Origin of the sequence: Streptomyces sp. MI02-7b (assembly GCF_033793585.1) — a bacterium.
Classification (GTDB): domain Bacteria; phylum Actinomycetota; class Actinomycetes; order Streptomycetales; family Streptomycetaceae; genus Actinacidiphila.
Genome location: NZ_JARAWX010000026.1, coordinates 38,376 through 51,119, shown reverse-complemented (window position 1 = coordinate 51,119; position 12,744 = coordinate 38,376). Strand labels below are relative to the sequence as shown.

General features: G+C 74.6%; 12 protein-coding genes. 5 read left to right on the top strand and 7 right to left on the bottom strand.

Annotated elements, in window-relative coordinates; genetic code table 11:
• Window positions 1-5: 5 nt before the first annotated feature.
• The 3 genes from PV364_RS32810 to PV364_RS32800 form a co-directional block, all read right to left on the bottom strand.
• Window positions 6-1,904, bottom strand: a complete 1,899-nt coding sequence (locus PV364_RS32810) for a helix-turn-helix domain-containing protein (protein ID WP_319664264.1) — start codon at window positions 1,902-1,904, stop codon at window positions 6-8.
• Window positions 1,905-2,036: 132 nt separating this feature from the next.
• The gene (locus PV364_RS32805; RefSeq protein WP_319664196.1) at window positions 2,037-2,831 is read right to left on the bottom strand and encodes a 3-hydroxybutyrate dehydrogenase; all 795 of its coding nucleotides are present in this window, start codon (window positions 2,829-2,831) and stop codon (window positions 2,037-2,039) included.
• Window positions 2,832-2,916: 85 nt separating this feature from the next.
• Entirely contained in the window at window positions 2,917-3,402 is a 486-nt protein-coding gene (locus PV364_RS32800) for an NUDIX domain-containing protein (protein WP_319664195.1), read from the bottom strand.
• Between the two features lie 162 nt (window positions 3,403-3,564).
• Here PV364_RS32800 and PV364_RS32795 point away from each other — a divergent pair, with 162 nt between their 5' ends.
• Window positions 3,565-4,632, top strand: a complete 1,068-nt coding sequence (locus PV364_RS32795; protein ID WP_319664194.1) for an O-antigen ligase family protein — start codon at window positions 3,565-3,567, stop codon at window positions 4,630-4,632.
• A 79-nt stretch (window positions 4,633-4,711) separates the two neighbouring features.
• Here PV364_RS32795 and PV364_RS32790 read toward each other — a convergent pair whose 3' ends face one another.
• Window positions 4,712-5,203: a hypothetical protein gene (locus tag PV364_RS32790; RefSeq protein ID WP_319664193.1), complete on the bottom strand. Its 492-nt coding sequence runs from the start codon at window positions 5,201-5,203 to the stop codon at window positions 4,712-4,714.
• A 164-nt stretch (window positions 5,204-5,367) separates the two neighbouring features.
• Between PV364_RS32790 and PV364_RS32785 the strand changes: the two genes are divergently transcribed.
• Entirely contained in the window at window positions 5,368-6,411 is a 1,044-nt protein-coding gene (locus PV364_RS32785) for a LacI family DNA-binding transcriptional regulator (RefSeq protein ID WP_319664192.1), read from the top strand.
• A gap of 126 nt (window positions 6,412-6,537) precedes the next feature.
• A complete protein-coding gene (locus PV364_RS32780) occupies window positions 6,538-7,938 on the top strand; it encodes a GH1 family beta-glucosidase (protein WP_319664191.1) in 1,401 nt (466 codons plus the stop codon).
• Between the two features lie 57 nt (window positions 7,939-7,995).
• On the opposite strand, the gene PV364_RS32775 is transcribed toward PV364_RS32780, so the two are convergent.
• Together PV364_RS32775 and PV364_RS32770 are read right to left on the bottom strand one after the other, a co-directional pair.
• The gene (locus PV364_RS32775; RefSeq protein ID WP_319664190.1) at window positions 7,996-8,523 is read right to left on the bottom strand and encodes a hypothetical protein; all 528 of its coding nucleotides are present in this window, start codon (window positions 8,521-8,523) and stop codon (window positions 7,996-7,998) included.
• A gap of 66 nt (window positions 8,524-8,589) precedes the next feature.
• The gene (locus tag PV364_RS32770) at window positions 8,590-9,384 is read right to left on the bottom strand and encodes a glutamate racemase (RefSeq protein ID WP_319664189.1); all 795 of its coding nucleotides are present in this window, start codon (window positions 9,382-9,384) and stop codon (window positions 8,590-8,592) included.
• A gap of 135 nt (window positions 9,385-9,519) precedes the next feature.
• Between PV364_RS32770 and PV364_RS32765 the strand changes: the two genes are divergently transcribed.
• On the top strand, window positions 9,520-10,716 hold the full coding sequence (locus PV364_RS32765) for a glycosyltransferase (RefSeq protein ID WP_319664188.1): 1,197 nt from the start codon (window positions 9,520-9,522) through the stop codon (window positions 10,714-10,716).
• Here PV364_RS32765 and PV364_RS32760 read toward each other — a convergent pair.
• Complete coding sequence (locus PV364_RS32760) at window positions 10,689-11,804, bottom strand: glycosyltransferase (RefSeq protein WP_319664187.1); 1,116 nt, start codon at window positions 11,802-11,804, stop codon at window positions 10,689-10,691. The genes PV364_RS32765 and PV364_RS32760 overlap by 28 nt on opposite strands.
• A gap of 350 nt (window positions 11,805-12,154) precedes the next feature.
• On the opposite strand from PV364_RS32760, the gene PV364_RS32755 reads away from it, so the two are divergent.
• Window positions 12,155-12,682, top strand: coding sequence for a DUF6643 family protein (locus PV364_RS32755; protein WP_319664185.1), 528 nt, complete (start codon window positions 12,155-12,157; stop codon window positions 12,680-12,682).
• Window positions 12,683-12,744: the final 62 nt, after the last annotated feature.

The window sequence follows — 12,744 nt, the reverse complement described above, 5'->3', positions numbered from 1 at the left end:
GTGGATCAGTCCTGGGCCGAGGAGAGTCGGTGCAGGCGCAGCGCGAGCTGGATCTCCAGCGCCCGGTCCGGTGACTGCCAGTCCGGACCGAGGAGGTGGGATATCCGTTCCAGACGCTGGGCGACGGTGTTGACGTGCACATGGAGGGCGTCCTTGGTGCGCACCGGGCTCATGCCGCTGGAGAAGTAGGCGTCGAGGGTGCGGACGAGCTCGGTGCCGCGTCGTACGTCGTAGTCGGCGACGGTCCCGATGGTGCGGTGCACGAATCCGTCGACGTCCCGTGCGTCGGTGAGCAGCAGGCCCAGGAATCCGAAGTCGGCCCCGGCGGCGCCCTCTCCCGCGCGGCCGAGGGCCCGCAGGGCGTCGCCGCAGCGCTGGGCCTCGGCGTAGGCCAGTGCCACGGATCCGGGACGGCCGGCAGGCGCGGCAACGGGGCTGGACGCTCCCACGGTGACGGCGGCCTGGACCGCGGTGCCGAGCTGGCGGGCGATGCGGCGCGCCGTGGACGAGGCGTCGGCGTCCGGCTCCAGAGGCAGCAGCAGCACGGTGCCGCCGTCCCTCGCCGCCGCCAGGCCCCGGTGGGTGGCCGCGATGTGGGAGGCGGCGGACCACAGGCGGAGCCGGTCGGAACTGCCGTCGGTCTCGTCGTCGATGCGCGCGGCCAGCACGATGTGCGGGGCGTCCAGGTCGGCACGGAGCCGTCCGGCGCGTTCCCGCAGCAACCGCGGGTCGCGGTGCGGGGCGTCGAGCAGGTCGTCCAGCAGTTCGCCGCGGAAGCGCTGCTCGGCCTCGGCCGCGTTGCGGCGGGCGAGCAGCAGCAGGGAGGTGACCATCGCGGCCCGCTCCAGGGTGCGTTGGTCGACGGGATCGAGTTCGGGGTGGCCCCGCAGCAGCAGTGCGCCGAGGAGTTCGCCGCCCGCGGTGACGGCGGCGGCCCAGGTGTCGCCCTGGCGCACGGCGCGGCCGTCCTTGCGGGAGCGGGCGACGGCGGCGGCCAGGTCGCCGGGTACGGGTTCGTGGTCGTGGCCCACCACGCGGACCGTTCCGGCGAGCACCTGGGCGACCGCGTGTGCGACGTCGTCCACATCGCCGCCGCGCAGCACGAGTTCGGTCAGCCGGTCGTGCACCTCGGAGGCGCGCTCCAGCGCCGCGCTGTGGGTGCGGATGGTCTCGTTCGCCGCGCCGAGGTCCGCGAGGGCCGAACGGGTCTCCTCCAGCAGGTTGGCCGTGTCGATGGCGACGGCCGCGAGCGAGGCGAGCGAGGCCAGCAGGGCGATCTGCTCCCGCTCGAAGACGCGGGCCCGCCGGTCGGCCGCGTACAGCACGCCGATGACCCCGGTCCCGAGCACCAGCGGCACCCCGAGGATCGCGACCAGGCCCTCGTCGTGCACCGCGGAGTCGATCGGGGAGGTGTGGCAGAACCGCTCGTCCTCGAAGTAGGACTCGGTGACGTAGGGCATGGCGGTCTGGGCGACCAGCCCGCCGAGCCCCTCCCCCATCCCGAGCCGCACACGCTGGAAGCGCGCCGAGACCGAGCCCTCGGTGACCCGCATGTAGGTGTCGCCGACCTTGCGGTCGATCAGGCTCAGATAGGCCACGTCCGTACCGAGCAGGGACCGCGCCCGGTGCACGATGGCCTGCAGCACGGAGTCCAGGTCGCGCAGCCCCGCGAGGTCGCCGGCCGTCTCGAAGAGCGCCGACAGCTCGGCCTCGCGCCGCCGCCTGCCCTCCATTTCCGCGCGCACCCGCAGCGCCAGCATCTTGGCCTGCTCCAACTCGGCGAGCACGGTGGGCGCGGCACCCTCGGCGCGGGCGGCCAGCACCGGGCGCTCGTACTCCTCCGCCGGGGCACCCCGGGCCAGCAGCCGCAGGTAGGGCGCGTCGGCGGGTCCGTACGCAGGCATGGGTCCGCTGGTGTCCTCGTGGTCGTCCCGGGCGGATGGGTCGTGGCGGTCGGACGGGTCGTGGGAGCCGGACGGGTCGTGGGAGCCGGGCGGGTCGTGGTGGTCGGGCACGCTGTCAGGGATACCGGCAGATCAGTGCGCCGTCCATCCGCCGTCCATGGTCAGGGACGCGCCGGTGACGAAGGACGCCTGCGGGGAACAGAGATACGCGGCCATCTCGGCGACCTCCTCCGGCTCCACCAGTCGCTTCACGGCCGTGTCCGCGAGCAGGATCTCGCCGACCACCCGCTCGGGGTCGATGCCGTGCGCGGCCGCCTGGTCGGCGATCTGCCGCTCGACCAGCGGGGTGCGTACGTAGCCGGGACACACGCAGTTGGAGGTCACGCCGTGCGCGGCGCCTTCGAGCGCGGCCGTCTTGGAGAGCCCTTCGAGGCCGTGCTTGGCGGCTACATAGGCGCTCTTGTACGGCGAGGCGCGCAGTCCGTGCACCGAGGAGATGTTCACGATGCGGCCCCAGCCCTGGCCGTACATGTGCGGCAGCGCGCCGCGCATGAGCCGGAACGGGGCCTCCAGCATCACCCGCAGCACCGTGGAGAACACCTCCGGCGGGAAGTCCTCGATGGGCCGGACCAGTTGGAGCCCGGCGTTGTTGACGAGGATGTCGGTGCCGGCGGCTGCGTGCTCGGCGGCGTCGAGGTCGGTGAGGTCCAGTGTGAGCGCCTCGACCGTGCCGGGGCGGCCGTCGCCCGTGGCCCGTTCGACGAGGGCTGCCAGGCCTTCTGCGTCGCGGTCCACGGCGCGCACCTTGGCGCCCGCGGCGGCCAGCCGCAGCACGCACGCGCGTCCGATGCCGCCCGCGGCTCCGGTGACCAGAGCGGTGCGGCCGCCCAGGTCGGGGACGCCCGGCTGGGGGGTGGAGTCCGTCATGGCCACGAGGCTAGGCAACGACGGCCCCCGCACCGATGTGGGCAACGCCCACAGTCGCCTCCGAGCTGGTGGGCGCGCTCCACACTCACTCTTCCGGCGGCCCCGCCGGCTCGAACCAGGTGGGCCCTTCGGTGAGCGCGTGCTTGAGGCGCAGCCGGCCGTGACCGCCGAGCTCGGGCAGCTCGTCCATGCCGAACCAGGCGACCTCCAGCGACTCGTCGTCCGCCACGTGCGCCTCGCCGCCCACGGCACGGCAGCGCAGGGTGATGTCGACGTACTGGCAGCGGTCGCCGTTGGGATACAGGACCGGCTTGATCGTCTGCACCAGGACGACGCGTTCGGCCACCGCCCGCACGCCGGTCTCCTCCAGTACCTCCCGGACGGCCGTCTCGGCGGGCTGCTCACCGGGTTCGCTGATCCCCCCGATCAGGGACCAGCGCCCGTTGTCGGCACGGCGGTTGAGCAGGACGCGGTTGTCGTCGTCGAGGACGACCGCCGTGACACCGGGCAGCAGCAGCTGCCGGTGGCCGACGAGGGCGCGCAGCTCACGGATGAATTCGGGAATCGGCACGCCCTCGAGCCTACGGGCTCGGGTGGATCATGTCCGCCGAGGCGGCCGGGCCGGCGCGGGTGCACGGTGTTACCGCACGACATATCCACACCACCACGTCACAGCGGTTACCGTGAGCCCGGGGAGTCCCGCCCGCGCGGGGTGGCGTCAGGGGGTTCGGGGATGAACACGACAACGGGAGACGCGGCCGGCATCGCCGGTGACGACGCCCCGCCCGACAGCCCGCGATCCGGCCGGGCCGACGCCGTCGGAGCGGCGCTCCTGGCCTCGAGCGCGGTCTGGGCGCTGGTCTCGGCGGTCGGCCGCCCCGCACGTCCCGAAGGCGTCCTGCTCGCGGTGCTCGCCGTCGCCGCCGGGTTCGCCGCCGGAAGGATCGGCGGGGCCCTGCGGCCGGTCGCGGTGCCCGCCACCACGGCCGTGGCCGCGGTCGCGCTGACACTGCTCCTGCCCGGACGTCTGTCGCGCGGACCGCACACCCCTCCGCTGGGATACGTCAACGCCGACGCCGCCCTCATGGTGCTCGCCACCGGCGCCGCGTGCTGCGCCGCCTGGGCCGCCCGCCCGGGCCCACCGCGTCTCGGACTGCGGCTGCTCGGCGCCCTGGCGGCGCTGCTCGCCCTCGGCCTCGGCTCGGCGGCCGGTTTCGCCGCCTCGCTCGGCGTACTCCTGTGCTCGCTCGCCGCCGACCGCACCCCCCGAGTGATCGGGCTCGCCGGACTGGCGCTGGCCACCGTCGTGGCGGTCGGCGGCACGTACGCGGTCGCCGTGGACGCCCTGCCGCCAGGACTGTCCGCGTCCCTGGCCGGCCAGCTCACCCCCGCGCGCGTCAGGCTCTGGCACGAGGCCCTGCACATCGCCGGGACCAGCCCGCTGCGCGGCGTCGGTCCCGGACGGTTCGTGGAGGTGGAGGGCACCGGTGTCAGGTCGGACACCGACGTCACCGTCGGCAGCGGCACACCGCAGTCCGCCCCGCTCCAGCTCGCCGCCGAGCAGGGCGCCCCGGGCGTCGCACTCCTCGCCGCCTCCTACGCCTGGGTCCTGTGGGCCCTGCGCCGCTCCCCCCGCATCACGTCCGTCGTGCTCACCGCCGCGGCCGCGCTCTCCGGCCTGGCCATGCAGTCGGCCGTCGACCACGTGCTCAGCTACGCCGCCGTCACCGCCGGCGCGGGCCTCCTCGCCGGCCTCGCCACCTCCCGCCCCACCCGCGACGGCCCACCACCGGTCCGCTGAGCACGCTCACGGTGCCGTTGCGGTTGCCGTTGCCGAGGACGGGGGCGGCACGGCCTTCCCGGGCGGGAGACGGACCCGGTCACGGACCGAAGAGGACGACGCGGATGTCCTCCGCCTCCAGCTTGCCGCTGAGCCGCAGCTCCGTGCGCAGCGCCGCGACCAGTTCGGACATGCGGCGCTGCACCACGGGATCGGAACCGACGAACCCGCCGTCCCGCTCGATGGCGGCCAGGAGCCGGCCGGCCTCGGCGTTGCCGTAGGTGGCCAGGCGTGCCTTCGCGGAGGAGACGAGCACCAGGGACTCGGTGATCCGGTCCTCCAATTCGGCTGACCGTTCCGCCGTCACGGCCTGTCCGGCGCCGTGGAGGCGTCCGCGGTACTGGGCGTTCTCGGCGATGCCGCGCATGAAGTCGACCAGCGCGTCGCCGGCGCGTTCGGCGCGCTGGCGGCGGTCCTCGTTGCGGCGGGCATGGAGCGCGTTCACGGACGCCAGCACCACACCCGCGGCGAATCCGACCACCGCGATGACCAACTCACCCGCGAGAGACGCGTCTCCGGCCGCCGACCACATCACGATCTCCCCCCACCCCCACACAAGCCGAGCACTCAAGCCTAGGCGGCAGCCGATCCCACGGCAGGCAGTTGCCGCGGGTCGGGAAGGCGATCTACGATCGGTGGCGCTTCGAATCGATTCGACATCATCGGCACCACGACCCCGCCGCCGAGAGGAGCCGCATGGCCACGATCAAGGATGTCGCGGCTCGCGCGGGAGTCGCGCCGAGCACCGTGTCGTACGTCCTGAGCGGGTCCCGCAAGATCTCGGAGGACACGCGCCGCGCCGTGCGGCAGGCGATCGACGAGCTGGGCTACCACCCGCGGGCGAGCGCGCGGACGCTGCGGAGCACACGGACTCAGGTGCTGGCCCTCGCGCTGCCGCGGGTCGCCGGGGGCTACCGGGCGGTGGACGGGCGCTTCGCCATCGGCATCAGCGACGCGGCCCGCGCGCACGGGTACGACGTGCTGCTCACGACCGCGCGGGAGGGCGTCCCGGGGCTGCGCCGGATCGCGGGCGGCCGGCAGGCGGACGCGGCCATCCTCATGGCGGTCGAGATGGAGGACCCCCGCATCGAGGCCCTTCGCGAACTCGCCTTCCCCACCGCCCTGCTGGGCCGGTCGGCCGACGACACGCAGCCGTGGACCGATCTGGACTGGGAGGCCGCCACCGCGCTGGCGGTCCGTACGGTCGTCGCGGCCGGGCACCGCGACGTGGCCTTCCTCGCGACCACCGACCACGAACTGCGGGCCCGGCGGGGCTACGCGGTCCGCGGGGTCGCCGGCGCCCGCCGGGCCGCCGCGGAGACGGGTGCGGACGTCGCCGTCCGCGAGTCGACCGGCGACATCCCGCGGCTGCCGCAGGTGCTCCGTGCCCTGCTCTGCGGCGAACGGCCGCCGACCGCGCTGGTCGTGCAGCACGTCGCCGCGCTGCCGCACATCCTGGGCGCCGTCACCGCCGAGGGGCTGCGGGTCCCGGAGGACCTGTCGGTCGTGGCGGTCGGCAACCTCCCGGACGATGTCGGCGGCCACGAACTGCCGCGCATCGAGCTGCCGGTGGAGGAGATGTCCGCCGAAGTCGTGCGCCTGGCCGTGGAGACGATCGACGCCCACGCCCAAGGCGTGCCGGCCGGCCTCGCTTCCGGCGGCCGGCTGATCGCGCCCGTCCTGCTGGCGCGCGAACGCGTCGCACCGCCCCACCCGCGTCCGCGCCCCGCCGGGCGCTGAACCGACCCGGTCGTACCGTCACGCCCCACGCGCATCCGCATCCGCACCCGCACCCGCACGCGCACCCGCACCCGCACCCGCACCCGCACCCGCACCCGCAGCACCGAGCCGAGGGAGACCCTTCCCGTGCCCACCGAACTCCCGTCCTTCCCGCCCGGATTCCTCTTCGGCGCCGCGACCGCGGCCTACCAGATCGAGGGCGCCCACGACGAGGACGGCCGCGGGCCGTCCATCTGGGACACCTTCAGCCACACCCCGGGCCGTACGGCGGACGGCGCCACCGGTGACGTCGCGTGCGACCACTACCACCGCCACGCCGAGGACGTCGCGCTCCTCGAGGGCCTCGGCGTCGACTCCTACCGCTTCTCCGTCGCCTGGTCGCGCGTGCTGCCCGAGGGCCGCGGGCGGATCAACGACAAGGGCCTGGACTTCTACGACCGTCTGACCGACGACCTGCTCGCCGCGGGCATCTCCCCCGCCATCACCCTCTACCACTGGGACCTGCCCCAGGCCCTGGAGGACGAGGGCGGCTGGCGCAGCCGCGCGACCGCCGAGCACTTCGCCTCGTACGCGGCGGTCGTCGCGGAGCGGCTCGGGGACCGCGTCGGGCGGTGGATCACCCTGAACGAGCCCTACTGCTCGGCGTTCGTCGGCTACGCCGAGGGCCGGCACGCCCCCGGCGCCCGCGAGGGCACGGGCGCGCTGGCCGCCGCCCACCACCTGCTGCTCGGCCACGGCCTCGCGGTGCCGGCCCTGCGCGCCGCGGGAGCGCGCGAGATCGGCATCACCCTCAACCTCGACCGGATCGAGGCCGCGAGCGACTCGGCGGCCGACCAGGGCGCGCTGCGCCGGGCGGTGACGCTGCACAACGACACCTGGACGGAACCGCTGTTCGCGGGCCGCTACCCGGCAGGCGAGGCCGAGACGTGGGGCGCGCTCGCCGACGGCTCGTACCGCCGCGAGGGCGACCTTGAGGTCATCGGGGCCCCACTGGACTTCGTGGGCCTCAACTTCTACCGCCCGCTCACCGTCGAGGACGCTCCGCACCGCGAGACCGACCCGGCGCGGCGCACTGCCGTCGACATCGGTGTGCGCGAGACCGATCCGTACGGGACGCGGCACACCACCATGGGCTGGCCCGTCGTACCGCGGGCGTTCACGGCGCTCCTGCTGGAACTGCGCGACCGCTACCCGTCGCTGCCCCCGGCCCTGATCACGGAGAACGGCTCGGCCGAGGCCGACGTCCGTTCCGCCGACGGCCGCGTCGACGACCCGGACCGGGTGGCGTACCTGGCGGACCACCTCCACGCGCTGGCCGACGCGATCGACGCGGGCGTGGACGTGCGCGGGTACTACGTATGGTCGCTGCTGGACAACTTCGAGTGGGCCCGCGGGTACGGGCAGCGCTTCGGCATCGTCCACGTCGACTACGACAACGGGGCCGAGCGGATCCCGAAGTCCAGTTACGCCTGGTACCGCGACCTGATCGCCGCCCACCGCGCGCGGACCGGGAAGCGGCGCTCCTGACGCGCACAGGGGCCCGCTGGGCCACCCGGGTGAACCCGTGGGCGGGCGGCCGCCCGCCTACGGCCGCGGGCCCAGCCGGGTGCGGATGGCCCGGACGGCGCCCTCGGCGTCATCCACGGTGACCGTGAAGTGCCGCCCATTGCCCAGGTCGATCACCACACCGGGGCCGCGCCGGACGACCACCGCCGTGCCCTGCTCGGGGCGCCAGCGGTAGCCCCAGCCGCCCCAGTGGCGCGGGCTCACCAGGGGTGCGAGGTGGGCGTCGTTGATCTCGTTCCACGGGATGCTGCGGCGCGGCACGCCGATGTGGCCGCAGCGCACCTGGAGCCCGTCCCGGTCCACCTTCACGCGCACATGCGTGAACGCGACGGTGCCGAACAGCACCAGGAGCCCCGCCGCGATGCAGCCCACCACCGACATGATCAGCGGCGCGACGCCGGAGGTGTAGGCGGAGTCCACGGCGAGTTCGATGCCCAGCGCCATGCAGGCAGCACCCACGCCCGCCAGCAGCCACTGGAATCGGTTGCTGGCGTGGCCCGTCCACACCTGGGGCGTACGCGCGTCGTCACACTGCGCGTCCGTCATGTGAGCAGGGTACTCATCCGCGGGGCGGATGGCAGCCGTGCGAACGGGAGCGGGGGCGCCGGGCCGTCAGAGGACGGGCGCAGCGCCGGACGCGGCGGAGGCGGTGTCGGAGAGGTACCGTCCCTCCGCGTAGGCCAGGGCCTGCGGCGTGACCGCGCCCGGCCGGCCGCTGAGGATGACCGCGAGCCCGCCGGTCGGTGCGTAGGCCGGGGCCGGAGCGGCTCCGATCCGCCGCAGCGTCTGCGCGGCGACGGCGTCGGCCGAGCCGAACAGCGGGGCCGCGGTGCCCAGCGCCGCCCGGATGCGGTCGGCGACGAGTTCGTAGTGGGTGCAGCCCAGTACGACGGCCTCGGCGTCGGAGGGCGTGAGCGCCGCAGCGGCGGCGATGGCGGCGGCGGTGGCGGCCTCGTCGGCCCTGTCCACGGCGTCCGCGAGACCGGGGCAGGGCACCTCGGTGACGGAGGCGCCGTTGCCGAAGTCCCTGATCAGGTCGCGCTGGTAGCGGCTGCCGGTGGTCGCCGGGGTCGCCCAGATCGCGACGGTGCGGGCACCGGCGGCGGCCGGCTTGATCGCGGGCACGGTGCCGATGACCGGGATGGAGGGTTCCAGTTCGGCGCGCAGCGCGGGCAGCGCGTGCACCGTCGCGGTGTTGCAGGCGACGATCAGCGCGTCGGGGCCGTGCGCCGCGGCCGCGCGTGCGCAGGCCAGCGCGTGCTCGGTGACGTCCTCAGGGGTGCGCGGGCCCCAGGGCATGCCGTCGGGGTCGCTCGAGAGCACGAGGTCGGCGTCGGGCCGCATCCGGCGGAGCGCGGCGGCCGCGGCGAGCAGCCCGATTCCGGAGTCCATCAGCGCGATCTTCACGGAGCACCACTTTACGTGATGCGATGGTCGGACCAGCGGCCCGGCGGGGGCGGGGGGCGGGGTGCTCCCGGGTGGGCGGCGGTGCCCCCCGGGGAAATGCCGCGCGGGTGGGGGCCGTGACGGCAGACTGCGGGGGTGACGTGGCTGACGTGGGCGACCGTGGTGTCGCTGCTGGCATGGCTGTGGCTGCTGCTGGCGCAGGGGATGTTCTGGCGAACCGACGTACGGCTTCCTCCGCTTCCTCCGCTCCCCCCGGCGGACGCCGGCGGGGGCGACGAGTGGCCCGACGTGGCCGTCGTCGTGCCCGCACGGGACGAGGCCGGGGTGCTGCCGCTCAGCCTGCCGAGCGTGCTGGGGCAGCGGTATCCGGGCCGGGCCGAGGTGGTGCTCGTGGACGACGGCAGCACGGACGGCACCGGTGAGCTGGCGAAACGGCTGGCGGAGGAGACGGGCGGACTGCCGCTGCGGGTGGTCTCGCCCGGGCCTCCGCCCGCCGGGTGGACGGGCAAGCTGTGGGCGGTCCGGCACGGCATCGAGGTGGCCGGGCAGTCGGCCGTGGTGCCGGAGTTCCTGCTGCTCACGGACGCCGACATCGCCCATGCCCCGGACTCCCTGCGTCACTTGACCGCCGCGGCACGGGTCAACGGGCTCGACATGGTGTCGCAGATGGCGCGGCTGCGGGTGGCCACGCCGTGGGAGCGGCTGATCGTGCCCGCCTTCGTCTACTTCTTCGCCCAGTTGTATCCATTCCGCTGGGTCAATCGCGAGCGTGCGAGGACCGCGGCGGCCGCGGGCGGCTGCGTGCTGATCCGCCGGAGCGCCGTCGAGCGGGCCGGCGTCCCCGCCTCGATCCGGCACGCGGTGATCGACGACGTGGCGCTGGCCAGGGCGGTGAAGGGCACTGGCGGCCGGATCTGGCTCGGGCTGGCCGACGAGGTGGACAGCGTCCGCCCCTACCCGGGGCTGTCCGAGCTGTGGCGGATGGTCTCGCGGAGCGCGTACGCCCAACTGCGGCACAGCACGGCCCTGCTCACGGGCACGGTGCTGGGGCTGCTGCTGATCTACGTCCTGCCCCCGGTCGCCGCCCTCGGCGGGGCGCTCGCCGGGGCGCGGTGGCTGTGCGCCGCCGGGGCGGCGGCATGGGCGGTGATGTGCGGGACCTATCTGCCGATGCTGCGCTACTACCGGCAGCCGCTGTGGCTCGCCCCGGTGCTGCCCTTCACGGCGGTGCTCTATCTGCTGATGACGGTCGACTCCGCCGTGCAGCACCACCGCGGCCGTGGCGCGGCCTGGAAGGGCCGCACCTATGCGCGGCCCGACGCCTCGGCGTAGGCGACGGCAAGGCGGGCGCCGACGGCGGCGGTACCGAACTTGCGCAGGGTGCGCTCGGCGAGGGCGGCGGGCTGGTGCCGGGGCAGCGCCGCGGCAGCCTCCACCAGGGCGTGCGCGAAGGCCGCGGGGTCCCCGGGGGCCACGAGGAACCCCCCGTCGTGGCCGATGAGTTCGGGCAGGGCACCCGTCCGCGTGCCCACCACCATCGTGCCGCAGCCCAGGGCGTCCAGGGCCCGCAGGCAGAAACTCTCGACCTCGCCGGCGACCGCGTAGAGATCGGCGTGGGCGACCGCGTGCAGCGCCTCGGCGCGCCCGCGCGCCCGGCGCACGGTGACGGCGGACGCCGCCCCGCACCGGCGCAGGAGGCCGCGCAGCTCGCTGGGGACCTCGGCGTGCCCCTCCGCGATGATGTCCAGCCGCAGCCTCGGGTCCTTCAACCGGGCGGCGGCGAAGGCGTGCACGAGCGTCTCCCACCCCTCGTGCGGCCCGAAGCTCCCCGCGGCGGCTATTCGCACCGGGTCCTGGCTGATCCGGGCGCGGGCCGGGACGCGGGGCAGGGTGTCGGGGCCGACGGGGTGCGGCACGACGCGGTGCCGCCCCGGCATCCGCTGCTCCCCGAGGCGCAGGAGGAGCGCGTCGCTGACCGCGAGCACCGAGGCGGCCTCGCGGTAGGCGCGGGCCCGCCCGCGGCGCATGCGCGAGGGGCTGCCGAACCAGCGGGCGTCGTCGTCGGTGAGGACGTAGGGCAGCCGTGCGGCGCGCGCGACCCACGGCAACAGGTCGTCGGCTCCGGGGACATGGCCGTGCAGGACGTCGACCCGGCCGCACTCGGCCGTCTCGTGCCGCAGGACACCCCCGATCCGCCCGACGGTGACACGACGCGCGGCCAGTCCCCCCAGGGGAAGGACCACTTGGTAGTGGTGGGGCCGCTCCGGATCGCGGCCGGCGTAGGGGAGCCCGGGCACGGTGGGGAGCGTCAGCTCCCGCACCGCGACCACGTCCACGACCTCGGCGACGGTGGCCGCGGCCTTGTGCCACTCCTCCGGCCTGACGGGCCGTGCCTGCCCGAAGAACATGGCGACGCGCATGGCCCACTGTGGCACACCGGACGCGGGGCCCGGGGAAGTTCGCCGGAGTCACCCCGAAGCCTTGACAGCTCCCTCGTGCGGGTGAGCTGTTGGACCGAATGAGTGGCCGTTCCGTCACGCAGGGCAAGGAACGGAAACGCTTCCGGAAAGGCCGCGAAGGGGCCGCTCGTGCAGCCGCCCGGACGGCCGGTAACACCCCAGGCCCAGGGCTTTTACGCGATCGAAACGGCGACCGTGGCCCGTTTTTCTCCCATTCGCTCACAATCGGCTTCACACGTCACTCACTGCACATGAAATGACCCGCTAATCGGTCTCCCCAACCAGCACATCGTGGGCTTAACTTATGGGCTATGACCTCCCCCCGCGGTTCTTACGGCGGTGGCTACTACACGTCGCCGTTCTTTCCCGACACGCCCATCTACGACAGTCTTGTCGCGGAGCGGGGCACCCCTCAGATCGCGCCGATCCGCGTCCCGTCCGCGTACGACGTCGGCAGCAATCTCCCGGCCCTGCCCGCAGCGCTCCCCGCGCTGCCCGCCGGCCCCTCCTCGTACAACCAGGCCCCGAGCGCTCCGCCGCAGAGCACGTACTCGGGCTACCAGGCGGCACCCGGCGGTTACCAGCAGCCCCCGCTGCAGCAGACGCCGGCCCCCTACATCCCGCAGCAGGCCACCGCTCCCCGGCCCGCGGCGTTCAACGGCGGCTACCCGCAGCAGCAGTCGGCCCCCCAGCAGTACCAGGGCCCGGCCGGCTACGAGCAGGCCCGTCCGGTGGCGCCCCGCCCCGTGCCGCCGCGCCAGATGGCGCCGGGCGGCTACGACGAGCAGCAGCCCTACCAGCAGCGGCGCAACCTCGGTCAGGGCTACTACCCGGGCTGAGCATGAACGACGGACGGCCGGTTGCCCGCCGACGGGTGACCGCACCGACTGGCACGATGGCG